This window comes from Roseomonas sp. FDAARGOS_362 (genome assembly GCF_002754815.1).
Classification (GTDB): Bacteria; Pseudomonadota; Alphaproteobacteria; order Acetobacterales; family Acetobacteraceae; genus Roseomonas; species Roseomonas mucosa.
Window position 1 is genome coordinate 3,506,020 of sequence record NZ_CP024588.1, and the last position, 24,026, is coordinate 3,530,045.

At 71.4% G+C, this 24,026-nt stretch carries 18 protein-coding genes; 9 read left to right on the forward strand and 9 right to left on the reverse strand.

Going from position 1 to position 24,026, the window contains the following annotated elements:
* Positions 1 to 73: 73 nt before the first annotated feature.
* Both xdhB and CTJ15_RS20480 read right to left on the reverse strand, forming a co-directional pair.
* Positions 74 to 2,365 (reverse strand): xanthine dehydrogenase molybdopterin binding subunit, encoded by a 2,292-nt coding sequence (gene xdhB / locus CTJ15_RS20475; protein ID WP_099781917.1) that lies wholly within the window; start codon positions 2,363 to 2,365, stop codon positions 74 to 76.
* A complete protein-coding gene (locus CTJ15_RS20480; RefSeq protein WP_099781918.1) occupies positions 2,365 to 3,747 on the reverse strand; it encodes an FAD binding domain-containing protein in 1,383 nt (460 codons plus the stop codon). Before CTJ15_RS20480 ends, xdhB begins: the two co-directional genes overlap by 1 nt.
* A 196-nt stretch (positions 3,748 to 3,943) precedes the next feature.
* Here CTJ15_RS20480 and CTJ15_RS20485 point away from each other — a divergent pair, with 196 nt between their 5' ends.
* A complete protein-coding gene (locus CTJ15_RS20485; RefSeq protein WP_099781919.1) occupies positions 3,944 to 4,882 on the forward strand; it encodes a CorA family divalent cation transporter in 939 nt (312 codons plus the stop codon).
* 214 nt (positions 4,883 to 5,096) lie between these two features.
* Here CTJ15_RS20485 and fsa read toward each other — a convergent pair whose 3' ends face one another.
* Positions 5,097 to 5,753, reverse strand: a complete 657-nt coding sequence (gene fsa / locus CTJ15_RS20490) for a fructose-6-phosphate aldolase (RefSeq protein ID WP_019461016.1) — start codon at positions 5,751 to 5,753, stop codon at positions 5,097 to 5,099.
* 37 nt (positions 5,754 to 5,790) lie between these two features.
* Here fsa and CTJ15_RS20495 point away from each other — a divergent pair, with 37 nt between their 5' ends.
* A complete protein-coding gene (locus CTJ15_RS20495) occupies positions 5,791 to 8,031 on the forward strand; it encodes a primosomal protein N' (protein WP_051004818.1) in 2,241 nt (746 codons plus the stop codon).
* A 428-nt stretch (positions 8,032 to 8,459) separates the two neighbouring features.
* Positions 8,460 to 10,022 (forward strand): sugar porter family MFS transporter, encoded by a 1,563-nt coding sequence (locus tag CTJ15_RS20500; protein WP_075822095.1) that lies wholly within the window; start codon positions 8,460 to 8,462, stop codon positions 10,020 to 10,022.
* Between the two features lie 51 nt (positions 10,023 to 10,073).
* Here CTJ15_RS20500 and CTJ15_RS20505 read toward each other — a convergent pair whose 3' ends face one another.
* Entirely contained in the window at positions 10,074 to 10,304 is a 231-nt protein-coding gene (locus tag CTJ15_RS20505; protein WP_019461013.1) for a hypothetical protein, read from the reverse strand.
* A gap of 334 nt (positions 10,305 to 10,638) precedes the next feature.
* Between CTJ15_RS20505 and CTJ15_RS20510 the strand changes: the two genes are divergently transcribed.
* The 6 genes from CTJ15_RS20510 to CTJ15_RS20535 all read left to right on the forward strand — a co-directional run bounded on the left by CTJ15_RS20510 (position 10,639) and on the right by CTJ15_RS20535 (position 17,121).
* Positions 10,639 to 11,220, forward strand: coding sequence for a F0F1 ATP synthase subunit delta (locus CTJ15_RS20510; RefSeq protein WP_027297113.1), 582 nt, complete (start codon positions 10,639 to 10,641; stop codon positions 11,218 to 11,220).
* A gap of 2 nt (positions 11,221 to 11,222) precedes the next feature.
* Positions 11,223 to 12,755 carry a F0F1 ATP synthase subunit alpha gene (gene atpA, locus CTJ15_RS20515; RefSeq protein ID WP_075822096.1) on the forward strand — a complete coding sequence of 511 codons (1,533 nt, stop codon included), beginning with the start codon at positions 11,223 to 11,225 and terminating at the stop codon, positions 12,753 to 12,755.
* A gap of 29 nt (positions 12,756 to 12,784) precedes the next feature.
* The gene (locus CTJ15_RS20520; RefSeq protein WP_019463002.1) at positions 12,785 to 13,681 is read left to right on the forward strand and encodes a F0F1 ATP synthase subunit gamma; all 897 of its coding nucleotides are present in this window, start codon (positions 12,785 to 12,787) and stop codon (positions 13,679 to 13,681) included.
* A 54-nt stretch (positions 13,682 to 13,735) separates the two neighbouring features.
* Positions 13,736 to 15,163, forward strand: a complete 1,428-nt coding sequence (gene atpD, locus CTJ15_RS20525; protein ID WP_019463003.1) for a F0F1 ATP synthase subunit beta — start codon at positions 13,736 to 13,738, stop codon at positions 15,161 to 15,163.
* Between the two features lie 4 nt (positions 15,164 to 15,167).
* Positions 15,168 to 15,581 (forward strand): ATP synthase F1 subunit epsilon, encoded by a 414-nt coding sequence (atpC, locus tag CTJ15_RS20530; RefSeq protein ID WP_019463004.1) that lies wholly within the window; start codon positions 15,168 to 15,170, stop codon positions 15,579 to 15,581.
* Between the two features lie 388 nt (positions 15,582 to 15,969).
* Entirely contained in the window at positions 15,970 to 17,121 is a 1,152-nt protein-coding gene (locus CTJ15_RS20535; protein WP_226946007.1) for an endo-1,4-beta-xylanase, read from the forward strand.
* Positions 17,122 to 17,524: 403 nt separating this feature from the next.
* Here the strand turns inward: CTJ15_RS20535 and CTJ15_RS20540 are convergent, their stop codons facing one another.
* From CTJ15_RS20540 to gpmI, 5 genes are all read right to left on the reverse strand, one after another.
* Positions 17,525 to 18,007, reverse strand: coding sequence for an RNA pyrophosphohydrolase (locus CTJ15_RS20540; protein WP_099781921.1), 483 nt, complete (start codon positions 18,005 to 18,007; stop codon positions 17,525 to 17,527).
* Positions 18,004 to 19,134: a divergent polysaccharide deacetylase family protein gene (locus tag CTJ15_RS20545; protein ID WP_126281926.1), complete on the reverse strand. Its 1,131-nt coding sequence runs from the start codon at positions 19,132 to 19,134 to the stop codon at positions 18,004 to 18,006. The genes CTJ15_RS20540 and CTJ15_RS20545 overlap by 4 nt, the downstream gene beginning before the upstream one ends.
* Positions 19,135 to 19,661: 527 nt before the next feature.
* Positions 19,662 to 21,053, reverse strand: a complete 1,392-nt coding sequence (locus CTJ15_RS20550) for a S41 family peptidase (protein WP_026033545.1) — start codon at positions 21,051 to 21,053, stop codon at positions 19,662 to 19,664.
* Positions 21,054 to 21,099: 46 nt separating this feature from the next.
* The gene (locus CTJ15_RS25175; protein ID WP_126281927.1) at positions 21,100 to 22,416 is read right to left on the reverse strand and encodes a murein hydrolase activator EnvC; all 1,317 of its coding nucleotides are present in this window, start codon (positions 22,414 to 22,416) and stop codon (positions 21,100 to 21,102) included.
* 60 nt (positions 22,417 to 22,476) lie between these two features.
* Entirely contained in the window at positions 22,477 to 24,006 is a 1,530-nt protein-coding gene (gene gpmI, locus CTJ15_RS20560; RefSeq protein ID WP_099781924.1) for a 2,3-bisphosphoglycerate-independent phosphoglycerate mutase, read from the reverse strand.
* Between the last annotated feature and the right edge of the window lie 20 nt (positions 24,007 to 24,026).

Here is a 24,026-nt window from a genome sequence, read left to right on the forward strand (position 1 = left end):
GTTTCCTGGCGGATAGGGGGTCTGGGGGCAAAGGCAGAGCCTTTCCCCCAGGGGCCGCCAAGATTCGCAACGCCTAACCACCCCCACCCTCGAACGCCTCCAACATCCGCTCCGGCGTCACCGGCGCATCCAGCCGCCCCGCCCCCGCCGCATCGGCTAGCGCGTTCCACACCGCCGTCGCCAGCATCAGCGGCGGCTCCCCCACGGCCTTGGAGCGGAAGATGGTGTCCGCCCGGGCGGGGGCATTGGCCAGCAGCCGCACCTCGAAGACCTCCGGCACATCGCGGGAGCCGGGGATCTTGTAGGTGGAGGGGCCGAGGGTGCGGAGGCGGCCCTGCGCGTCCCACCAGAGTTCCTCGCAGGTGAGCCAGCCCAGGCCCTGGACGAAGGCGCCCTCGATCTGGCCGAGGTCCACGGCGGGGTTGAGGGAGCGGCCGCAATCCTGGACGAGCCAGGCGCCCGTGCAGCGATGCTCGCCGGTCAGCGTGTCCACCTCCACCTCCGCGACCGAGGCGCCATAGGAGAAGTAGAAGAAGGGCTCGCCGCGCATGGCGACGGGGTCCCAGCTCAGGCCGGGGGTCTTGTAGTGGCCGGCGGCGGAAAGGGAGACGCGTTTCGCGTGGCAGAGGCGGGCGAGCTCGCCGAAGCCGAGGCGGTGGTTGCCGGCGCGGGCCTCGTCATCGGCCAGGGTGATGTCGGCGGGGTCCACGGACCAGTGCTCGGCGGCGGCGGCGATCATGCGGGCGCGGATGGCGGTGGCGGCAATCTGCGCGGCCCAGCCGTTGAGGTCGGTGCCGGTGCTGGCGGCGGTGGGGGAGGTGTTGGGGACCTCCGCCGTGCTGGTGGCGGTGATGCGGACGCGGGAAAGGGGGACGCCGAAGGTTTCGGCGACGATCTGGGCGACCTTGATGAAGAGGCCCTGGCCCATCTCGGTGCCGCCGTGGTTCAGGCGGATGGAGCCGTCGGCATAGACATGCACGAGGGCGCCGGCCTGGTTCATGCTCTGGACGCCGAAGGAGATGCCGAAGGCGAGGACGAAGGAGCCGAGGCCGCGGCGCTTGTAGGGGTGGGTGGCATTGAAGGCGCCGATGGCGGCGCGGCGGGCGTCCCAGCCGGAGAGGGATTCGGCTTCGGCCCAGACGCGGCGGATGAGGTCGCCCTCCAGGGTCTGGCCATAGGGGGTTTTGTCGTTGTTCTCGCCGCCGGCGAAGTTGCGGGCGCGGACGGCCTCGGGGGTGGAGCCCAGGGCGCGGGCGAGGTGGCGCACGACATCCTCCGTCAGCAGCACGCCCTGGGGGCCGCCGAAGCCGCGGAAGGCGGTGTTGCTGACGGTGTTGGTGCGGACCACGCGGCCGTCGATGCGGATATGCGGCACGTCGAGGGCGTTGAGGGCGTGGGTGACGGCGCGGAAGACGACGCCGGTGGAGAGGTCGAGGGTGTGGCCGCCATCGGCGACCATGAGGGCGTCGAGGGCCAGCAGGCGGCCCGTGTCGTCGAAGCCGGCCTTCCAGCGGTAGAGGAAGGGGTGGCGCTTGCCGGTGGCGGCCATGTCGGCCTTGCGGGAAAGGCGGAGCTTGACCGGGCGGCCGGTGCGGTGGGCGGCGAGGGCGGCGGCGGCGCCGACCCAGGAGGCGTTGCTTTCCTTGCCGCCGAAGCCGCCGCCCATGCGGCGGGTCTGGACGGTGATGCGGTTGTAGTCGCAGCCGAGGATGCGGGCGGCGATGTGCTGCACCTCGGTCGGGTGCTGGGTGGAGGAATGGAGGGTGAGGTCGCCGTCCTCGCCGGGGATGGCGAGGCAGATCTGGCCTTCGAGGTAGAAATGTTCCTGCCCGCCGCAGCGGAACTCGCCGGAGAGGGTGCGGGGGGCGGTGGCGAGGGCCTGGTCCACGTCGCCCGTGGTCATGACCATGGGGGGGAGGAGGAGGTCGCCCGCCTCCAGCGCGTCCTCGATGGAGAGGACGGGGGGCAGTTTCTCCACCTCCGCCGTGACCGTCTTGGCGGCGGCGATGGCGGCGTCGCGGGTGGTGGCGACGACCATGCCGAGGGGCTGGCCCCAGTGGAGGATCTCGCTTTCCGCGAAGAGGTGTTCGCCCGGCTTGTGGGCGGGGGAGATGTCGTTGCTGCCGGGGATGTCGGCGGGCGTCAGGACCGCGACGACGCCGGGATGCGCGCGGGCCGCTTCCGTGCGGAGGGCGAGGAGGCGCGCATGGGCGGTGTCGGCGAGGATCAGCGCGGCGTGCAGGGTGCCGGGGATATCCGGGATGTCGTCGGCGAAGCGGGCTTGGCCGGTGCAGTGGGCGAGGGCGCTGTCATGCGGCAGGGGGGCGCCGGCGGTGCGGGTCAGGTTGGGCGGGTTCGTGTCCATCACGCGGCCTCCTGGCCGGACCAGCGGTGCCAGAGGCGCCTGAGCAGGTTGCCGGCGGCGCGCCTGCGATAGGCGGCGCTGGCGCGCAGGTCGTCGAGCGGGGCGATCTCCGCCATCAGGGCCTCGGCGGCGGCGGCGAAGCTGGCTTCGGTGAAGGGGGCGCCGGCGAGGGCGGCCTCGGCGCCGGTGGCGCGGGCCGCCTTGGGGCCGAGGCCGCCATGGGCGATGCGGGCGGTGGCGATGCGGTTGCCGTCGCGGGTGAGCAGGACGCTGAGGCCGACGGCGGTGATGTCCTGGTCGTGGCGGCGGGACAGTTTCTCGCAGGCCATCAGGGCGCCCTCGGGCGGGCGGGGGAGGAAGACGTTGCGGATGATCTCGCCCGTGGGCTTCAGGGCGTTGCGGCGGTAGCCGGTGAGGAAGTCCTCCACCGGCATCTCGCGCTCGCCCTCGGGGCTGGACAGGCGGACCGTGGCGCTGAGGGCGAGCAGCGGGGGCAGGGCGTCGCCGATCGGCGAGGCGGTGCCGAGATTGCCGCCCAGCGTGCCCATGCCGCGGATCTGGCGGGAACCGAGGCGGCGCAGCAGGCCGGCGAGGGGGGCGAAGCCGGGCTCCGTGGCGCAGAGGGCGAGGAGGCGGCGGTAGGAGAGGCTGGCGCCGATGCGCAGGCCCCCGGGCGAGACCTCGGCGATGGCGAGTTCGGGGACGTCGAGGGTGCAGATGACCGCCTCCGGCACCTCGCGGTGCTCGGAGATGCGCAGGCCGAGATCGGTGCCGCCGGCGAGCAGCCAGGCGCCGGGCTGGGCGGCGCGGAGGGCGACCAGCTCCGCGAGGCTGGCGGGGCGGTGGAAGCTCTGGCTCCCGCTTTGCAGGAGCGGCGCGGCGGGCAGCGGGGCCGGCGGCGGGGGTGCCGCGGGTTCGGCGGGGAGGCGGGCGAAGGCTTCCAGGATCGGGCGGTAGCCGGTGCAGCGGCAGAGATTGCCGGCCAGCGCCTCGTGCGGGTCGCCGCCCTCGGTCTGGTGCGCCCAGGCGGACATGACGATGCCGGGGGTGCAGAAGCCGCATTGCGTGCCATTGCAGGCGGCCATGGTGGACTGCACGGGATGGGCACCGCCGTCGGGGGCGCGCAGCCCCTCCACGGTGCGCAGACGGCGGCCATGGATCTGGCCCAGGGTGAGGAGGCAGGCATTGACCGCGCTGCGGGCACCGTCGGCTTCCTCGATCACCACGGTGCAGGCGCCGCAATCGCCTTCGGCGCAGCCTTCCTTGGTGCCGGTCAGCGCGGCGGGGCCGCGCAGCCAGTCGAGCAGGGTGGTGGTGGGCGAGAGCTCCGGCGGCAGGTGCCGCGGCTCGTCGTTCAGGTGGAAGGCGATATGGGCCGGCATGGGAGTGAGCCTAGCAAGGCGGATGCCGGGACGGCCATGGCGGGAATCGCGGGGCGCAGCCTGGGCCGGCGGAGGCGGGCGGGTGGTGGTCCGTGTCATGGAACGGACACTCGCCGCGCGGCGGTGCCGGGCTTAGTGCGGGCGGCATGACATCCCTGGATTCCCCGAGCCGCGCCGCCATGCGCCGCCGGCCCGCATGATCCCGCCGCTTCAGGAAGGGGGCGACCGCAGTCATGGCCGTGTCTGGGTGCTGGACATGCCCGGCTGGCGCTGGACCCACTACGACCTGGTGACGCCCGCGGCCTTTCCGGCGATCCAGGCGGAGGGATGGGGGGAGGATGTCCTCGCCCTGATGCGCGACAAGGACGAGACGCCGCGCCTGCAGTCGCAGGACGGGCTGGTGATGGGCATCCTGCCGGATTTTCCGCACCAGGCCGGGCTGGAATCGCGGGAGGCGGCATACTGGCGCTTCGCCATGCGGGAGGACCGGATCGTCACCGGGCGGCGGAGCTCGGTGGACGGGCTGTACCATGCCTGGCAGGCGGCCCGCGAAGGACATGCGCCGGAGAGCCCGGCGGCGCTGGTGGACCTGGTGCTGGCGCATTTCGGGACCGGGGTGGCGCAGCGCGCCGCGGCGCTGGATGACGAGGCTCGGCGGATCGAGGACGACCTCCTGTCCGACGAGCCGAAGCGGGGGCCGGACGAGAGCGGGCGCCGGCTGGGGGTGGTGCGGCGCGACGCGACCCGGCTGACGCGCGTCGTCGTGCCGGTGGTGCGCCTGTTGCGGGAGGAGGAGGAGGAGCTTCCCGACTGGGCGGTGGAGCAGAGCCACGAGACGGCGCGGCGGCGCATCCTCTCGGCGCTGGACGACCTGCGGGCGCTGCAGGAACACGGGCGGGCCTTGCAGGACGAGCTTTCCGCAAGGCAGGCGGCGGAGACCAACCGCAACGTCAACACCCTGTCGGTGATCACGGCCGTGCTGCTGCCGCCGAGCCTGGTGGCGGGATTCTTCGGGATGAACACCGGCGGCATGGCCTGGGCCGAGCCGGAACACGGCACGCTCTGGGCCGCGGGGCTGATGCTCGGCTCGGTGGCGGTGACGCTGCTGCTGCTCAGGCTGCGGCGGGTCATCTGAGGGAGAGCGGAGGCCGTGGCTTCGCGGGCCGCGGTGCGGTGCTGCCCGGCTGAGCGGCGTGTCCGCGCCGTTGTCCCGGTTCCGGTCATCCTCCGGATCCCGGGATGCTGGCGGCGGGTGCCGGGCCATCGGGGCCGGTGCCCCGGGTTGTCCCATGGGACAGGGGGCCGGGGGAAGGGCAGGGCCTTGCCCCCGGGGTCCCCGGGAATACGGCTCAGAGGATGCTCTGGCCGGTCTTCTTCCAGTCGGCCATGAAGCCTTCCAGGCCCTTGTCGGTCAGCGGGTGCTTGACCAGGGCGCGGATGACGTTGGGCGGCAGGGTGGCGACATGGGCGCCGAGCTTGGCGCACTGGAGCAGGTGGACCGGGTGGCGGACGGAGGCGGCCAGGACCTCGGTCTTGAGGTGCGGGTAGGCCTTGTAGATCTGCATGATGTCGGCGATCAGCTGCATCCCGTCCTGGCCGGTGTCGTCGAGGCGGCCGATGAAGGGGCTGACGAAGGTGGCGCCCGCCTTCGCCGCGAGCAGGGCCTGCACGGCGGAGAAGCACAGGGTCACGTTGACCATGGTGCCGTCGTTCACCATATGTTTGCAGGCCCGCAGCCCGGCTTCCGTGAGCGGCAGCTTGACCACGACGTTGGACGCGATCTTCCGGAGATGCTCGCCCTCCCGCATCATGCCGTCATAGTCCAGCGCCGTGACCTCGGCGGAAACAGGGCCCGGGGTGATGTCGCAGATTTCCGCGATGATGTCCCGCATCGGCCGGTTGGCCTTGGCGATCAGGGAAGGGTTGGTGGTGACGCCGTCGAGCAGGCCGGTTTCGGCCAGGGAGCGGATTTCGGAGACATCCGCGGTGTCGACGAAGAATTTCATGGGTCACGATCCCGTTCTGGTTGCGCAGGCATAGCCCATGGTGGCCCCCCGCAGAAAGCCTGGAGCTGTGAAACCGGTCGGCCCCGTGCGTCCGCGCGTGAAGGTGCTGCTGCCGCTGCCGCTGGACGGCGCCTATGACTATGGGGTGCCGGAAGGCATGGCCGTACCCCCGCCCGGCACTTTCGTGGAGGTGCCCTTCGGCGGGCGCGAGCTGCGCGGCGTGGTCTGGGACGGAGCGCCGGACCCGACGCTGTCCGAAGGCAAGCTGAAGAACCTGCTCGGCACGCTGATCGTGCCGCCGATGACCGGCAGCCTGCGGCGATTCGTGGACTGGGTGGCGGCCTATACGATGGCGCCGCCCGGCGCGGTGCTGCGCATGGCGATGAGCGTGCCCTCGGCGCTCGACCCGCCGGGGCAGCAGGCGGGGTGGCGGCTTTCGGCCGCGGGCGAGGCGGCGCGGAACGGGGCGCCGGGCTACCGGCTGACCGAGGGGCGGCGGCGGATCCTGGACGTGCTGCTGCCGGGCGAGATCCGCTCGGGCGCGGAGATCGCGGACGAGGCCGGGACCTCGGCCTCGGTGCTGCGGGGGCTGGCGGATCACGGGCTGGTGGAGCCGGCGCTGATGCCGCGCCCCGTGGCCTTTCCCACGCCCGACCCGGCGCATCCCGGCCCGTCGCTGATGCCGGAGCAGGAGCAGGCGGCGGCGTCGCTGCGCGAGCTGGTGGATTCGCGGAAGTTCGGCGTGACGCTGCTGGCCGGGGTCACCGGCTCGGGCAAGACCGAGGTCTATCTGGACGCGGTGGCGGAGACGCTGCGGCAGGGGCGGCAGGCGCTGGTGCTGCTGCCGGAGATCGCCTTGTCCACCCAGTGGCTGGAGCGCTTCGAGGGCCGCTTCGGCTGCGAGCCGGCGATGTGGCATTCGGAACTGGGCGGGCGGCGGCGGCGCAATACCTGGCGCGCGGTGGCGGAAGGGGAGGCCAAGGTGCTGGTGGGCGCGCGCTCGGCGCTGTTCCTGCCCTTTCCCGACCTGGGCCTGATCATCGTGGACGAGGAGCACGAGACCGCCTTCAAGCAGGAGGAGGGCGTGATCTACCACGCCCGCGACATGGCGGTGGTGCGGGCGCGCTTCGCCCAGGCGGGATGCGTGCTGGTCTCGGCCACGCCCTCGCTGGAAACGCTGACCAATGCGGAGACCGGGCGCTATACCGCCCTGAACCTGCCGCGGCGGCACGGAGCGGCGGGGCTGCCCGAGGTGACGGTGCTGGACCTGCGCAAGACGCCGCCGGAGCGGGGGCGCTTCATCGCGCCGCCGCTGGTGCAGGCGGTGAACGAGACCCTGGCGCGGGGCGAGCAGGCGATGCTCTTCCTGAATCGGCGCGGCTATGCCCCGTTGACGCTCTGCCGCACCTGCGGCCACCGGATGCGCTGCCCCAACTGCACCGCCTGGCTGGTGGAGCACCGGGCGCAGCGGCGGCTGCAATGCCACCATTGCGGCCACACGGAGCCGACGCCCCAGTTCTGTCCGGAATGCGGGGCGGAGGGCAGCCTGACCGCGATCGGGCCGGGGGTGGAGCGGGTGCAGGAGGAGGCGGCGCTACTCTTTCCCGAGGCGCGGCGGCTGGTCATGGCCTCGGATACCATTCCCGGCCCGGCGGCAGCTGCCGAGGCGGCGCGGCAGATCGCCGAGCGCGAGGTGGACCTCGTGATCGGCACGCAGATCGTGGCCAAGGGCTGGCATTTCCCGCACCTGACGCTGGTGGGGGTGGTAGATGCGGATCTGGGGCTGGCCGGCGGAGACCTGCGGGCCGCGGAGCGGACGGTGCAGCTTCTCCATCAGGTCTCCGGGCGCGCGGGGCGCGCGGAAAGCCCGGGGCGGGTGATGCTGCAATCCTGGGTGCCGGACCATCCGGTGATGATGGCCCTCGTCTCGGGCGACCTGGACAGCTTCATGGCCGAGGAGGCCGCCGCCCGCCGCCCGGGCGGCTGGCCGCCCTTCGGCCGCTTGGCGGCGCTGATCGTGAGCTCGGAGGACGAGCGGGCGGCGGACCGGGTGGCGCGCGACCTGGGGCTTTCCGCCCCGGGCGGCGAGGGGGTGCAGGTGCTGGGCCCGGCCCCGGCGCCGCTCGCCCTGCTGCGCGGGCGGCACCGTCGGCGGCTGCTGCTGAAGGCCCGGCGCGACGTGGCGGTGCAGCCGCTGCTGTGGGACTGGCTGGGGCGGGTCGATGTGCCGGCCTCGGTGCGGATCCAGGTGGATGTGGACCCGGTGAGCTTTCTCTAGCGGCGGTTCTTCATGGCTGGCCCCGGGCAGAGGCTCCGCCTCCCCGGGCCTGCCAGATCCATCCATCATATTGATATGATAGAGGTTTGCGCCGCGGCTTTCCTGGCTTTGCGGCACAATGGCGGTTGAAGCGGCGCGCTGCGTTGCGATATGTGTCCCCTCACGCGGGCATCGGTGCCTGGGCTGCGGGGCGGTTCTGCCGGCCCCGGCCCGCCGGCTTGGTCTTCCTGAAGAAGAGGGTTGCCGGTTTTCCCGGTGGGGCCTTGGCGGGCCCTGCCCGTTCCGATGCGCGTCTTCACCGATCCGCCGGGCCGTGCCGGGTGGACCAGAGCATGGCCCCCGGCTCGGCGTGGGGGTCCCCACACCCCAGGAGGTTCCGGTGCGCGCCCGGCGCGCGCCCGACTTTCGCGAACCAGCGGAGCGATCCAATGGCCGATACGCGCGCCGCCCCCATGGTGGAGACACCGACCGTGGGGGCAGCTTCCTCAGGCAACGCCTTCCTGCTGGCCATCACCGCGGTGATGGCGGTGGCGGGCTTCCTCTATGGCTACGACACCGGGATCATCTCCGGCGCCCTGCTGCAGATCACGCAGGAGTTCGGGCTGGGCCACCGGATGCAGGAGGTGGTGACCGCCTCCATCCTGGTGGGGGCCGTGCTGGGTGCCCTCGGCACCGGCTGGCTGTCGGAACGGATCGGGCGGCGGCGCACCGTGATGGTGGTGGCCACGGTCTTCTGCCTGGGGGCGCTGGCCTCGTCGCTCGCCCGATCGCCGCTGGAGCTGTCGCTGTCGCGGGTGTTCCTGGGCCTCGCGGTGGGCGGTTCCTCGCAGGTAGTGCCCGTCTATATCGCGGAACTGGCGCCGGCGGCGCGGCGCGGGCGGCTGGTGATCACCTTCAACCTCGCCATCGGCATCGGCATCCTGCTGGCCAATGTCGTGGGCGTGGCGCTGCATGGGCTCTGGTCATGGCGGATGATGATCGCGGTGGCGATCCTGCCGGCGGCGCTGCTGTTGCTGGCCATGCTGCGCCTGCCGGAAAGCCCGCGCTGGCTGGTCGGGGCCGACCGGCCGCGGGAGGCACGGGAAGTCCTGTCCTCCGTGCGGGGTGACGAGCGGCAGGCGCGGGCCGAACTGCGCGAGATCCACCGGGTCGCCCGGCGCGAGCGTGACGCGGCGGAGCGGGGCTGGGGCGCCCTGGCGCAGCCCTGGCTGCGGCCGGCGCTGGTGGCGGCGCTGGGCGTGGCGGCCTTCACCCAGCTCTCGGGGCTGGAGATGATGATCTACTATACGCCGACCATCCTGGCCGGGGCGGGCTTCTCGCAGTCCGTGGCGCTATGGTCCAGCCTGAGCCTGGCGGTGATGTACGTGGTCATGACCTTCATCGGCCGCTCCATCGTGGACCGGGTGGGCCGGCGCGGGCTGATGCTGGTGATGATCCCCGGCACCGTGGTGACGCTGCTGGTGCTCGGCGGGCTGTTCAAGGCGGGCATGGCAACGGATGAACATGCCTGGCTGGTGGTGGGCTGCCTGCTGCTCTTCATGCTGTTCAATGCCGGCGGCATCCAGGTGGTGGGCTGGCTGCTGGGATCGGAGATGTTTCCGCTTTCCGTCCGGGGCAAGGCGAGCAGTGCCCATGCGGCCACGCTCTGGGGCTCCAACCTCCTGGTCACCGCCACGGCGCTGTCCCTGGTGCATTATGCCGGGGTGCACGGGATGATGTGGACCTATGCGGCGCTGAACCTGACCTCCTTCGTCTTCGTGCTGAAGCGGGTGCCGGAAACCCGGGGGCGGACGCTGGAGGAGATCGAGACCTCGCTGCGCGAGGGGGGCTTCCTGCCGGGGCGGCAGCGCGGCGAGGCGCCGGCCGGCCACGATGCCCTGGCCGCCCCCCCGGGGCTGACGGGCCCTGCGGCACCCTGGGGCCGGGCCGGATCGGGCATTCCCGAGGTGGCGCTGGGCGGCAGCGCCGCCTCGCTTGCACCAAAGGAATAGGAGGCCGGGAGGGGATGCCGGTTCCCCCGTGGCTTCCCGGCCGGGCGGGGGTCAGACCTCGATGGGAAAGGTGCCCCGCCAGTCCCGGATGGTCTCGTGCGGGGTGTCCTTGTTGCGCTCCTCGGGGGGAAGATCCTCGATCGGGTCCACCACCGGGCCGGTCACGCCGGTGTTGGAGGCCGGGTCGGAGGCCGGAAAGCTCTCCTCGATGGTCTCGTCCAGCTCGTTCTCCTGTTCCGGTGCCGGTTTCCGCCCAGCCGGGTCCTTCTCGGTTCCGCTCATGACGCATGCTCCTCGGGATAGGGGGCCATGCGAATCAATCGCCGCAGTGGGCGAGAAGTTACACGCGTGAAAGTTGCGCTGCCGGATTCGCGATTCCGCCCGCCGCGCCCCGCCGGGACGGGCCCGGAAGGCCGGACGGGCGGTTTTCCCTGGCCCGAAAGACGCCGCAGCGACATCAGGCTGTCGCAAAGCTGGGCCGGAACCCGCTGGAAGCGCCCTCGGCCAGTTGCCGCAATGGCTTGCCATATGTTAAGGCGCCCGCGCTGCGAGAGGGTTTCCCTCAGCGCGCGCCCGGCTCCTCGGCCGGGGCTCAACTCACGATACGGGAACTCACGTGGCCTCTGACGCGACCACCGTCTCGCCCGACGCGCCCCGCGCTACCGGACTCGCGCAACGCTACGCGCAGGCGCTCCTCGACCTCGCCCGGGAGCACCGCTCGGTGGACCAGGTCGCGGCGGATATGGAAACCCTCCAGGCGCTGTGGCGCGACGACGCGCCGTTCCGCGCCTTCGTCTCGGACCCCCGGCTGGATGCCGCGCAGCAGCAGAAGGGCGCCTTCGCGGTGCTGGAGCGCGCCGGCATCTCCGGGGATGTGCGCAACCTCGTCGGCGTGCTGGTGAACAACCGCCGCCTCGCCGCCCTGCCGGAAGTGGCCGCCTCCTTCGCCCTGCTGCTCGCCGAGAGCCGGGGCCAGCAGACGGCCGAGGTCACGACCGCCCATCCGCTGAACGACACCCAGCGGAACCAGATCGCAGCCCGCCTGACCGAGGCGGGCTATTCCAACGTCCGACTGGTCGAGCGTCTCGACCCGTCCATCCTCGGGGGGATGATCCTCAAGATCGGCTCCCGCCTCTACGACACATCCATCAAGTCCAGGCTCCAGCGCCTGAGCTACGCCATGAAGGGGGCCGCCTGAACATGGACATCCGTCCCGCCGAGATCTCCGAGATCCTCAAGAAGCAGATCGCCGGCTTCGATTCCGAGGCGAACGTTTCCGAGGTCGGCACCGTGCTGACCATCGGCGACGGCATCGCCCGGGTCTATGGCCTGCAGAACATCATGGCCGGCGAGCTGGTGGACTTCCCCGGCGCCGGCGTGAAGGGCATGGCCCTGAACCTCGAATCCGACAATGTCGGCATCGTGGTGCTGGGCGATGACAGCGCCATCCGCGAGGGCGACACCGTTTCCCGCACCGGCACCATCGTGGACGTGCCGGTGGGCAAAGGCCTGCTGGGCCGCGTGGTGGACGGCCTGGGCAACCCGATCGACGGCAAGGGCCCGATCATGTTCACCGAGCGCCGCCTGGCCGAGGTGAAGGCGCCGGGCATCATCCCGCGCAAGTCGGTGCACGAGCCGATGCAGACGGGCATCAAGGCCATCGACGCCCTGATCCCGATCGGCCGCGGCCAGCGCGAGCTGCTGATCGGCGACCGCCAGACCGGCAAGTCCGCCGTGCTGATCGACACCATCCTGAACCAGAAGCCGGTCAACCAGAGCACCGACGAGAGCAAGAAGCTCTACTGCATCTACGTCGCGATCGGACAGAAGCGCTCCACCGTGGCGCAGCTGGTCCGCACGCTGGAGGAGCAGGGCGCGATGGAGTATTCCATCGTGGTCGCCGCCACCGCCTCCGACCCGGCGCCGCTGCAGTTCCTGGCGCCCTACTCCGCCTGTGCCATGGGCGAGTATTTCCGCGACAACGGCATGCACGCGCTGATCATCTACGATGATCTGTCCAAGCAGGCCGTGGCCTATCGCCAGATGTCGCTGCTGCTGCGCCGCCCGCCGGGGCGCGAGGCCTATCCGGGCGACGTGTTCTACCTGCACTCGCGCCTGCTGGAGCGCGCGGCGAAGATGAACGACGACTTCGGCGCCGGCTCCCTGACCGCGTTGCCGGTCATCGAGACGCAGGCGGGCGACGTGTCGGCCTATATCCCGACCAACGTGATCTCGATCACCGACGGCCAGATCTTCCTGGAGACCGAGCTGTTCTACAAGGGCATCCGCCCGGCCGTGAACGTCGGCCTGTCGGTGTCGCGCGTGGGCTCGGCGGCGCAGATCAAGGCGATGAAGCAGGTGGCGGGCAAGATCAAGCTCGACCTCGCCCAGTATCGCGAGATGGCGGCCTTCTCGCAGTTCGCCTCGGACCTCGACGCCTCCACCCAGGCCCTGCTGGCCCGTGGCGCGCGCCTGACCGAGCTGCTGAAGCAGCCGCAGTTCTCGCCGATGCCGGTGGAGGAGCAGGTGGTGTCGATCTTCGCCGGCACGCGCGGCTACCTGGACCGGATCGAGGTGAACAAGGTCACCACCTTCGAGGCGCGGATGCTGTCCGAGCTGAGGGCGGCGCAGCCCGGCATCCTGGAGGCCATCCGCACGGAGGGCGCGATCTCCAAGGAGACCGAGAACAAGCTGACCGCCTTCCTCGACGGCTTCGCCAAGTCCTTCTCCTGACGCGCGTTTAAGAGGAGGAAGCAAGGCCGATGGCGAATCTCAAGGCCCTGCGGGCGCGCATCGCGTCGGTGAAGTCGACCCGTAAGATCACGCAGGCCATGAAGATGGTCGCCGCGGCCAAGCTGCGCCGCGCGCAGCAGCAGGCCGAGGCGGCGCGCCCCTATGCCGAGCGGATGGAGCGCATGCTGGCCTCCCTCGGCGGCGCGGTGGCGGGCAGCCCCGATGCGCCGAGGATGCTGGTGGGCAGCGGGCGCGACCAGGTGCACCTGCTGATCGTGGTGACGGGCGAGCGCGGCCTGGCCGGTGCCTTCAACACCAATGCGGGGCGCTTCGCGCGCAACCGCATCCGGGAGCTGGAGGCCAAGGGCAAGACCGTGAAGGTGATCACGGTCGGCCGCAAGGGCGCCACCTATCTGCGCCGCGACTTCGGCAGCCGCTTCGTCGAGGAGGTCTCCTACGCCCAGGTCAAGCGCCTGAGCTTCGAGCAGGCCGACGCGGTGGCGGCGAAGGTGACGGCGATGCTGGAGGCGGGCGAGTTCGACGTATGCTCGCTGATCTACAACCGCTTCCATTCGGTGATCTCGCAGATCCCGGCCGAGCAGCAGCTGATCCCGGCCAAGGTCCCGGCGCCTTCGGGCGACGAGGCCGCGCCGGCGGCCAGCAGCGACGGCGCGCTCTACGAGTTCGAGCCGGGCGAGGAGGCGCTGCTGGAGCAGCTCCTGCCCAAGAACCTGTCCATCCAGGTCTACCGCGCGCTGCTGGAATCCGCCGCCGGCTTCTATGGCGCGCAGATGAACGCGATGGACAACGCCACCCGCAACGCGGGCGACATGATCAACAAGCTGACGCTGAGCTACAACCGCACGCGTCAGGCCAACATCACCACGGAGCTGATCGAGATCATCTCCGGCGCCTCGGCCGTCTGATGCGGTCGCGAAGCGTGAATCGCATCAGCTGAAAAGCCTTGGGGAAAGCAGGACATGAAGAACAACGTCGGTAAGGTCACCCAGGTGCTGGGCGCCGTGGTGGACGTGCAGTTCCCCTCGGAGCTGCCCTATATCCTGAACGCGCTGACCACCAAGGTCGGCGACCGCACCCTGGTGCTGGAAGTCGCCCAGGAGCTGGGCGAGCGCACGGTGCGCTGCATCGCCATGGACACCACGGACGGCCTCGTCCGCGGCACCGAGGTGGTGGACACGGGCAAGGGCATCGTGGTGCCGGTCGGCGAGGGTACGCTGGGCCGCATCCTGAACGTGATCGGCGAGCCGATCGACGAGCGGGGCCCGGTGCCGCACCAGAAGTCCTATCCGATCCACCGCGAGGCCCCGGCCTTCGCCGACCAGGCGACGGCGGCCGAGATCCTGGTGACGGGCATCAAGGTGATCGACCTGCTGGCGCCCTATTCCAAGGGCGGCAAGATCGGCCTGTTCGGCGGTGCCGGCGTGGGCAAGACGGTCACCATCCAGGAGCTGATCAACAACATCGCCAAGGGCCATGGCGGCGTGTCGGTCTTCGCCGGAGTGGGCGAGCGCACCCGCGAGGGCAACGACCTCTATCACGAGATGATCGACGCGGGCGTCATCAAGCTCAACGAGGGCAACACCGAAGGCTCCAAGGTGGCGCTGGTCTATGGCCAGATGAACGAGCCGCCGGGTGCCCGTGCGCGCGTGGCGCTGTCGGGCCTGTCCATGGCGGAGTATTTCCGCGATGAGCAGGGCCAGGACGTGCTCTTCTTCATCGACAACATCTTCCGCTTCACCCAGGCGGGTGCCGAGGTCTCGGCGCTGCTGGGCCGCATCCCCTCCGCGGTGGGCTACCAGCCGACGCTGGCCACCGACATGGGGCAGCTGCAGGAGCGGATCACCTCGACCAAGAAGGGCTCGATCACCTCGGTGCAGGCCATCTACGTGCCGGCCGACGACCTGACCGACCCGGCGCCGGCGACGTCCTTCGCCCACCTCGACGCCACGACGGTGCTGAACCGCTCGATCGCCGAGCTCGGCATCTTCCCGGCCGTGGACCCGCTGGACTCCACCTCCCGCGCCCTCGACCCGCGCGTGGTGGGCGAGGAGCACTACCGTGTTGCCCGCGAGGTGCAGCGCGTGCTGCAGACCTACAAGTCGCTGCAGGACATCATCGCCATCCTGGGCATGGACGAGCTGTCGGAGGAGGACAAGCTGGTCGTGGCGCGCGCGCGCAAGATCCAGCGCTTCCTGAGCCAGCCCTTCCACGTGGCCGAGGTCTTCACCGGCACGCCGGGCGTCTTCGTGAAGCTGGAGGACACGATCCGTTCCTTCGCCGGCATCGTGGAAGGCAAGTACGACCACCTGCCGGAGGCCGCCTTCTACATGGTCGGCACCATCGAGGAAGCCGTGAAGAAGGCCGAGGGCCTGAAGCAGGCGGCCTGATCCCATGGCCGACACCTTCAACCTCGAGCTGGTGAGCCCGGAAAAGCTCCTGCTCTCCCGCCCGGTCGAGATGGTCACCATCCCGGCCTGGGAGGGCGAGATGGGTATCCTGCCGAAGCACGCCCCGATGATCGTCGCCCTGCGGGGCGGCCTCATCAAGGTGCGCGAAGGCGGGCGGGACACGGAAAGCCTCTTCGTGGCCGGTGGCTTCGCCGAGATCACGCCGGACCGTGTGACGGTCCTGGCCGACGAGGCCACGCCGGTCGCGGAACTGTCGCGCGCCGATGCGGAGAGCCGCCTGACGCAGGCCGAGGCGGAGCTGAACGCCGCCGCGGCGGAGAGCGAGGCGCTGCGCGAGAAGGCCTATGGCCGCGTTCTCGCCGCCCGCGCCATGCGGGATGCCGCGACGGCCGCCTGAACGCCCCCGCCCCGATGCGGGCGGGCGGAACCCTGACAAGGGCCGGTTCCTTCGGGGACCGGCCCTTTGTTTATTGGCCGGCCTGCCGGGCATGCCTCTCCTTCGTGCATCGCAGATTTCGGGTGGAAGGCAGAAGTTACTCGCTTCATGATTGAAACGGTGGATCCGGTCCCCTGTTCTAGGCGAGGGTGACTTCCTGGGCTTCTCCTGTCATGCCTGGGAGGGCGGTTGGCCTTCATCCCCATGATCCTATCGAGCGGAGCGCGGATGTGATGTTCAGGAGGACCGGCTGGAGGATGCGGGGGCGGATGATGCCGCCCATGACGGCATGCCCGGCGAAAACGGGGGCCGGCCGGACTTCGGCAAGAAGCCTGCCGGCCACGGCCCATTGCGCGCGAGCCGTCGCCTGAGCCCGCTTCCGGGGCGCCTGCACCGGCGGCGGCTGGTCGCCGCGGCCCTGGCCGGTGCCGGGCTGGGGCCGGCCCTGCTCCGTTCCGGGCACGCGCAGGAGACATTCTCCGGCCTGGGCGGGATCGCCCGTTCGCGGGGCTTCGGCTATGGCGCCGCCGCGCAGTCCGCGATGCTGCGCGACAATCCGGATTACGCCCGCGCCTACCGCACCGAATGCGCCCTGCTGGTGCCGGAATACGAGGGCAAGTGGGGCACGGTGCAGCCCCAGGAAGGGAAGTTCGACTTCGGTCCCTTGGACGTCATGAGTGCCTGGGCCCGGCAGAACGGCAAGGCGATGCGCGGCCATGCGCTGATCTGGCACCATGCCGTGCCGGACTGGCTGATGAAGGCGCTGGGCGAGGGGCCGCAGCGGGCGCGCGGCGTGATGGAGGCGCATTTCACCGCCGTGCTGGACCATACGCGCGAAAACATGCGGGACTGGGACGTGGTGAACGAGGTGGTCGCCGACCCTCCGGGCAGCGACACGCCGCAGGCCACGGGAGACCTGCGCGACACGCCCTGGCTGCGGGCGCTGGGGCCGTCCTATATCGAGCTGGCGCTGCGGCTGGCGCGGGAGCGAGACCCGACGCTGCGGATCACCCTGAACGAGTACGGGGTGGAGGAGGAAGCGCCGCACTGCCTGGAGAAGCGGCGGCGGCTGCTGGCCCTGGTGCGGCAGCTCCGCCGTGCCGGCGCACCGCTGGATGCGGTGGGGATGCAGGCGCATCTGCAGATGGACCGGCCCTTCAGCGGGCCATCCTTCACGGCTTTCTGCAAGGAATTGGCGGGGGAGGGGCTCCAGCTCCTGATCACCGAGCTGGATGTGCGGGAATCCTGGAAGGTGCCCGACGGCTATCCCGCCCGGGACGTCCTCGTCGCGGCACGGGTGAAGGAATTCGCCGAGGCGGCCCTGGCCGGGGGAGTGAAGACCATCCTGACCTGGGGGCTGATCGACCGTTATTCCTGGTTGGTCTCCGACCCCGGCGTGACGCGCAAGGACGGGCTGAAGCATCGCGGCCTGCCGCTGGACTGGGAGGGGAATCGCAAGCCCTTCTGGAACGCGCTGGCAGAGGCGTTCCAGGGAGCATGACGCCCTGGTTCGCGACGTTCCGTTACGTTTTGATTCCAATTTTGGGGGCGGTTCTTTTGGCTGGCCCCGGGGGAGAGGCGCCGCCTCTCACCCCGGACCCCCTCTCCGCCGGGGACCGAAGCCGGTCCCCGGACCCCGGGCCTGAGTTGGCTCTGGCGGTAACCGTTACCCTGCGGCCTGATCCCTGGAAGCAGGTGGAAGCGCGGGGCTCCTGAGAAAAAGAAAAACACCCTGTCCGCTCTGATGGCACTGGCAGTCCGCCGGAGAGCCTGGCTCTCCGGCGCGATCCGGCATCAGCGAGCGCCAGCGAACCGGGTCCAGGGCACGCAGTGTCCTGGCGGATAGGGGGTCCGGGGGAAAGGCGGCGCCTGTCCCCCGGGGAAGCGCAACGCCGGACCTGGTTTCAGCCGGCGAAGCGGGCGAAGGCGCGGGTCAGGGCCTCGTAGATCGGGCGCTTGAAGGGGACGGCGAGGCCGGGGAGTTCTTCTAGCCTCGCCCAGCGCCAGGCATCGAATTCCTGATGGGCATCGGCATCCAGGCGGATATCGGAATCCTGGCCGGTGAAGCGCAGGGCGAACCAGCGCTGTTCCTGCCCGCGCCAGCGGCCGCCCCAGACCTTGCCGATCAGGTGCTCCGGAAGGTCGTAGCGCAGCCATTCGTCGTGCTCGGCCAGGATCTCGGCCTTGCCGGTGCCGATCTCCTCGGCCAGTTCGCGCAGCACGGCCTGCCGGGGTTCCTCGCCTTCATCCAGCCCGCCCTGCGGGAGCTGCCAGGCGCCGGCGGCCGCCTCCCCATGCAGCTGGTCCGCGCGGCGCGCCACCAGCACCAGCCCATCGGCGTTGAAGAGCACGGCGCCGACATTGGGGCGGTAGGGCAGGTCGCTCATCGCGCGGCGCTTTCCTTCTGCGGGATCTCGGGGCGGCGGAGGATGGCGGTGACCGGCGCCAGCACGATCCCCCGCTGTTCCAGCCCCGTCGCCCAGCTTGTAATACGGTCCAGCAGCACGGGCGAGGCATCGCCGGCCACGCCGAGGGCCGATCCCCATTCCTTGGCGACGCGTTCGAGCTCCTGCAGGCGGCGCTCCACGCCCTCGCGCGTCGCGGGCTCGTCGATCACCACATCCGCAGTGCGGCCCCAGGCGCGGTTGCCGTTGGTCGCCTCGGGCCGCGGGTCGAGATAGAGCAGGCCGCGATCCCGCAGCACGTCCTGCACCCCGGCCAGCAGTTCCGGCGCCTGTGCGAAGCGTTCGCCGCGCATGCCGCCCAGGGCGCCGACAGCGCCGACATAGCCCTGCAGCCGGGTCAGCACCCAGCGCAGCCGCTCCGCGTTCTCGGCGGCCGGAAGCGTGGTGAGGAGGGCGCGGGGCCCCGGATCGTTGGACGGATAGCCGGCGGGTTCCAGCGGCAGGGCCACCAGCGCCTCCATCCCCCGGGCGCGGGCGCGGTTCAGCAGGGGCTGGAGGTTCTGGGCATAGGGGCTGAAGGCGAGGCCGGTCGTGGGCGGCAGGCGGCGGATGGCCTCGTCGCTCAGCGCCGCATTCAGGCCCAGGCCGCCGACCACGATGGCGATGCGTGGCCGCTTCTCGGCACGCGGGAAGGCGCGGCCATAGGCACGGATCGAGGTCCGCCCATCCGGCGCCACGCGGGGCAGGGCGCCCAGGCGGGTGGCCTCCAGCATCTGCGGGTCCGGCGGCGGGATCGGACCCGACGGCCCCTGGCTCTGCTGGGAGGCGGGGTCCTGGAGGTCGGTCAGGGTGGCGGCCGGCGGGGCGGGGGCAGCCTGGGCAGCGGCCACGATGGCGGCTGGTGCATCCGACGCGGCGTCCGAAGGGGGCCGCGGGGTGGCGTCCCGGTTCGCCTCCAGGGAGGCTTCCTGCGGCGGCGGGCCGAGATAGGCGAGCGTGCCCAGGCCCAGCAGGGTGGCGGTCAGGACGAGGCCCCAGAAGCGCCTCAGCCAGGTCCAGCCATTGTTCCATTCGCCGGCTTCCGGGCCGCCAGCCACCGCCTCGCGCATGGTTTCCGTCCGTTCGCCCTCGCCCGGAAGGCCGGGATGCTGGTGCGCATCGGGGCCGGTCCAGGGCAGATTTTCGGCTTTCCGCGGCGGGTCATCTGCCACGATCTCTCTTTTTGAGAGTATCCTCAACAATGAGGGCATTTCCAGGCAAGTCCGCGGGTTTCCAGAATTTTATGGCGTCTGTGTCGTTTATGCCCGGTAAACGCCCGCATCGCGACAGCCGGAAGTTGCAAGGATGCCGCTCATCCATGCGAAGAGGGTAGCGGACCTTTGCTGGCATGAGCGGGCGGCTTCATGGGGACTGCGCGGGGTTCTTCCGGTAGCAAGGGGCCGGTATCCCCTGCCGGCGCGGCGGCACGGGTCCCGGAGAAAACGGCCTCGGGCCGGTAGTCGCGAAACCGGTACCGGGGGAGGCATTGCTCTGCCCGGTCCGCTTTCATGGCCGGGTCACCCGGGTGCGAGAGCCTCCCGCACCCGGATGGGAGCGGCCCGGCATCCTGGCCGCGGCTTCCGCCGCGGCCGGTGGGTCAGCGGCTGGCGCGCCGCTGCGCCGGGGCCTGCTGCGGCGTGGCGGCCATGCCGCGCACCAGGACCAGGGCCTGCTGCAACTGGAAATCCGTCTCCGGCTTGGTCGGGTCGAAGGCGGGGGCGCCCTCGGGCGGCGTGTGCTGGATGCGGTCGAGCAGGCTCTGGGACAGGTTCAGCGGCGGCAGGGGCGCGACCGGGGTGGCGGCGGAGCCATCGGGATGCTTGAGGGCATGGCGGAGATCGGCCTCGCGGTCGCGCTGGGCGGCATCCACGCGCTGGCCGAGCACCTCCACGTCCGGCTCGATGCCGGTGGCCTGGATGGAGCGGCCGGAGGGGGTGTAGTAGCGCGCCGTGGTCAGGCGGATGGCGCCATTGCCGGGCAGCGGCATGACCGTCTGCACCGAGCCCTTGCCGAAGGACTTCACGCCCAGCACCACGGCGCGGCGGTGATCCTGCAGCGCGCCGGCCACGATCTCGCTGGCCGAGGCGGAGCCGCCGTTGATCAGCACCACGACCGGAAGGCCGTTGGTGATGTCGCCGGCGCGGGCGTTCCAGCGTTGCGCGTCCTCGGGGCGGCGGCCGCGGGTGGAAACGATCTCGCCCTGGTCGATCAGGTCGTCGCTGACCTGGATCGCCTGGTCGAGCAGCCCGCCGGGGTTGTTGCGCAGGTCGAGGATCAGGCCCTTGAGCCCGTTCGGCGCCTGGGTCTTGAGCTGCTGGAAGGTCTTGCGCAGGCCGGGATCGGTCTGCTCGTTGAAGGAGGTGAGGCGGATATAGGCGATGTCGTTGCCTTCGAGCCGCGCCCGGACGACCTGCGGGCGGATCACCTCCCGGGTCAGGCTCAGGTCGATGGGCGTGGTCACACCCTCGCGCCGGATGGTCAGGCGGATGGAGGAGCCGCGCTCGCCCCGCATCTGCTCCACCGCGTCCTGCAGGCTCATGCCCTGGACGGAGGTGCCGTTGAGGTTGGTGATCAGGTCGCCGGGCTTGATGCCGGCGCGCTGGGCGGGCGTGTCGTCGATCGGCGAGATGACCTTGACGTAGCCGCCTTCCTGCGTGACCTCGATGCCGAGGCCACCGAACTCGCCGCGCGTCTGCACCTGCATGTCGCGGAAGTTCTTCGCGTTCATGTAGGAGCTGTGCGGGTCGAGCCCTTGCAGCATGCCGTTGATGGCGTTCTCGATCGCGTCGCGGTCGTTGACCGGATCGACGTAGTCGGCCCGCACGCGCTCGAAGACGTCGCCAAAGAGGTTGAGAAGCCGATAGGTGTCCGCACGGCCGGAATCCTGCGCGAGCGCCGGCACCACCGTCGAAGTCACCACGGGTCCCGCGACGGCCCCCGCGACAAAGGCCACCGCCACACCCGTTGCTGTCCGGAACTTGCGCCGCATCCGCCCGAGGCTCCCCGAGACAAGGTAAATTCAGAGAAGGCGCCCGCTATCCCGTGCGGCCGTTGCCAGCCAGCCAGGGTCGCGGGTCCACCGCCCGTCCCCTGCGCCGGAGTTCGACGTAGAGGCTGGGACGCCCGGAAGAGGGACGTCCCATCTGCCCGACCGCCTCGCCCGCCGAGACTTTCTGCCCCACCCCGGCGTCCAGGCGATCGAGACCAGACAGGACCACATGGTATCCGTCACCGCAATCCATGATCAACAGCAGGCCATAGGAACGAAATGTATCAGCGAAGGCCACCTGCCCGGAGCAGGGGCTGACGACGCGGGCGCCGGGCGGGGTGGACCAGGTCTGGCCGGTGGTGCCGTCGGCGCCGAACTGGGAGACGACGCGGCCGGCCACCGGCAGGGCGCGGCCGCGGCCGCGGGGGATGGCGGGGGCGGAGGGCAGGGCGGCGACCTGCTCCTCGTCCTCCCGGTTGCGGCGGGCGGCGCGGCGGGCGTCGTCGCGGGCCGCCTGGGCCGCCGCCTGGCGGGCGGCTTCCTCGCGGGCGGCCTTCTCCTTCGCCTCGCGCTCGGCCCGGGCGGCGGCCTCGCGCTCCAGCCGGGCGATGGCGCCGCGCAGGTTGCCGGCCCGGGCGGCGAGGCCCGCGGCACGCTGCGCCGCCCGTTCCTCTGCCCGGTCGGCCTGCCCGCGCGCGGTGCGGGCCTCGGACAGGCTGGCCTCCACCGCCTGGGTCGCGGCGCGGGCGCGGTCGCGGGCCTGGGCGAGGTCCGCGCGCCGGGCGGCGGCGCGGGCCAGGGCCTGCCCGGTTTCCTCCCGGGCGATGCGGTAGGCGGCGGCTTCCTCCGAGAGGCGGCGGCCCAGGCCGCGCAGCACCAGGGCGCCACGCAGCGCCTCCTCCGGCGGCACCGGCAGGGCGAGCAGCGTCTCGGCCGGCCAGGCGGACATGCGGCGCATCGCGGGCAGCAGCGGCGCCAGCCGGGCCGACTGTTCCCGCAGCGAGGCCTCGGCGGCGGCCACGTCCGCCTGGGCGGCGTCCAGCTGGCTCTGTGCCTCGTCCAACGCATCCTCGGCCGCGACGGTGCGGCGGCCCAGCTCGGCCCGTTCGGCGGAGAGGCGTTCCTCGTATTCCCGGGCCTCGCGGGAAGCGCGGGCGGCCGCCTCGGCGACATCCTTCGCCTGCGCCGCCTCCTGTTCCGCCCGGTGCAGGTCCTCGTGGCCGGGCGGGCGTTCCGCCGCCCTGCGCGGCGCGGCGGCGAGGGGCGTGGCCGAGGCGGGCGCCACCAGCAGCGCCAGCGCGGCGGCCCGCAGCCGGGCCTTCCAGCGGGACGGGAGGGGGCGCGGCGGGGCGGCCAACGGCATGGCCGCCCGCCGGCCGCCGCCGGGCGGGGCCGGCGGCGGGGGGACGGGTGGCGCCGGCAATCAGCCCCCGGCCTGGATCAGCGTCTGGCCGGTCATCGCCTCCGGCTGCTTCAGCTCGAGGAGCTGCAGCAGGGTCGGCGCCAGGTCTGCCAGCCGACCCTGGCGCAGCGTGCAGCCCTGGGGGCCGCCGAGCAGGATGACCGGAACCGGGTTGGTGGTATGGGCGGTGTGCGGGCCGCCCGTCGCCGGGTCGCGCATCAGCTCGGCATTACCGTGGTCGGCGGTGACGAGCAGGGCGCCGCCCATGTCGCGGATGGCGGAGACGATGCGGGCGAGGCCGGCATCGGCGGCCTCGCAGGCCCTGATGGCGGCGGCGAGGCTGCCGGTATGGCCCACCATGTCGGCATTGGCGAAGTTCAGCAGGATCATGTCGTACTGGCCGGAGCGGATCGCGGCCTCGGCCTTCTCGGCCAGCTCCGGCTCCGACATCTCCGGCTGGAGGTCGTAGGTGGCGACCTTGGGGGAGGGGACCATGACGCGGTCCTCGCCGGGGAAAGGCTCCTCCTCGCCGCCGTTCATGAAATAGGTGACGTGCGGGTACTTCTCGGTCTCGGCCATGCGGAGCTGCTTCATGCCGGCGGCGGAGACCACGGCGCCCAGGATGTCCTTCATCGACTGGGGCGGGAAAAGGGTGGCGAGGAAGCGGTCGAGGTCGGTGGAGTACTGCGTCATTCCGGCGGCGCCGGCCAGCTTCGGCAGGCGGGGGCGGGAGAAGCCGGAGAATTCCGGGTCGAGGATGGCGTCCAGGATCTCGCGCACCCGGTCGGCGCGGAAGTTGAAACAGAGGAGGCCGTCGCCGTCCTTCATCCCGGCATAGTCGCCGATCGCGGTGGGGGGGATGAACTCGTCGGTGGTGCCGGCCGCATGGGCGGCGGCGATGGCCTCGGCGGCGGAGGCGGATTTCGGTCCCTCGCCCAGCACCATGGCGTTCCAGGCCTTCTGCACCCGGTCCCAGCGCTTGTCGCGGTCCATGGCGAAGTAGCGCCCCGAGACGGAGGCGATGCGGGCGCCCCGCGGCAGTTCGGGCTCGAAGCGCTTCAGGAACTCCACCGAGCCGAGCGGGGTGGTGTCGCGGCCATCGGTCCAGACATGCACCGCGACGGGGATGCCGGCATCGGCGAAGACCCGGGCGAGGGCGAGGCCGTGGTCCTGGTGGCTGTGCACGCCGCCGGGGGAGAGCAGGCCGCAGAGCTGGAGGGTGCCGCCGCTGGCCTTGAGCTTCGCGATCAGATCGGTGACGGCGGGCAGGGAGGCGATGGAGCCATCCCCGACCGCCTTGGTGATGCGGGGGAGGTCCTGCATCACGATGCGGCCGGCGCCGATGTTCAGGTGGCCGACCTCGGAATTGCCCATCTGCCCGTCCGGCAGGCCGACATCATGGCCCGAGGTGCGCAGGAAGCTGTGCGGGCAGTTGGCCCAGAGCTCGTCGAAGCAGGGCGTATGGGCCTGGCGGACGGCATTGTCGGCCACTTCCTCGCGCCATCCCCAGCCGTCGAGGATCACCAGCATGGCGGGCTTCGGATGGGACATCGGGGCGCTCCTTCCGGTCA

Coding starts and splice junctions, on each gene's coding strand:
- xdhB (WP_099781917.1), bottom strand. CDS start 2,365: ATGGACACGAACCCGCCCAACCTGACCCGCACCGCCGGCGCCCCCCTG.
- CTJ15_RS20480 (WP_099781918.1), bottom strand. CDS start 3,747: ATGCCGGCCCATATCGCCTTCCACCTGAACGACGAGCCGCGGCACCTG.
- CTJ15_RS20485 (WP_099781919.1), top strand. CDS start 3,944: ATGATCCCGCCGCTTCAGGAAGGGGGCGACCGCAGTCATGGCCGTGTC.
- fsa (WP_019461016.1), bottom strand. CDS start 5,753: ATGAAATTCTTCGTCGACACCGCGGATGTCTCCGAAATCCGCTCCCTG.
- CTJ15_RS20495 (WP_051004818.1), top strand. CDS start 5,791: ATGGTGGCCCCCCGCAGAAAGCCTGGAGCTGTGAAACCGGTCGGCCCC.
- CTJ15_RS20500 (WP_075822095.1), top strand. CDS start 8,460: ATGGCCGATACGCGCGCCGCCCCCATGGTGGAGACACCGACCGTGGGG.
- CTJ15_RS20505 (WP_019461013.1), bottom strand. CDS start 10,304: ATGAGCGGAACCGAGAAGGACCCGGCTGGGCGGAAACCGGCACCGGAA.
- atpA (WP_075822096.1), top strand. CDS start 11,223: ATGGACATCCGTCCCGCCGAGATCTCCGAGATCCTCAAGAAGCAGATC.
- CTJ15_RS20520 (WP_019463002.1), top strand. CDS start 12,785: ATGGCGAATCTCAAGGCCCTGCGGGCGCGCATCGCGTCGGTGAAGTCG.
- atpD (WP_019463003.1), top strand. CDS start 13,736: ATGAAGAACAACGTCGGTAAGGTCACCCAGGTGCTGGGCGCCGTGGTG.
- atpC (WP_019463004.1), top strand. CDS start 15,168: ATGGCCGACACCTTCAACCTCGAGCTGGTGAGCCCGGAAAAGCTCCTG.
- CTJ15_RS20540 (WP_099781921.1), bottom strand. CDS start 18,007: ATGAGCGACCTGCCCTACCGCCCCAATGTCGGCGCCGTGCTCTTCAAC.
- CTJ15_RS20545 (WP_126281926.1), bottom strand. CDS start 19,134: ATGCGCGAGGCGGTGGCTGGCGGCCCGGAAGCCGGCGAATGGAACAAT.
- CTJ15_RS20550 (WP_026033545.1), bottom strand. CDS start 21,053: ATGCGGCGCAAGTTCCGGACAGCAACGGGTGTGGCGGTGGCCTTTGTC.
- CTJ15_RS25175 (WP_126281927.1), bottom strand. CDS start 22,416: ATGCCGTTGGCCGCCCCGCCGCGCCCCCTCCCGTCCCGCTGGAAGGCC.
- gpmI (WP_099781924.1), bottom strand. CDS start 24,006: ATGTCCCATCCGAAGCCCGCCATGCTGGTGATCCTCGACGGCTGGGGA.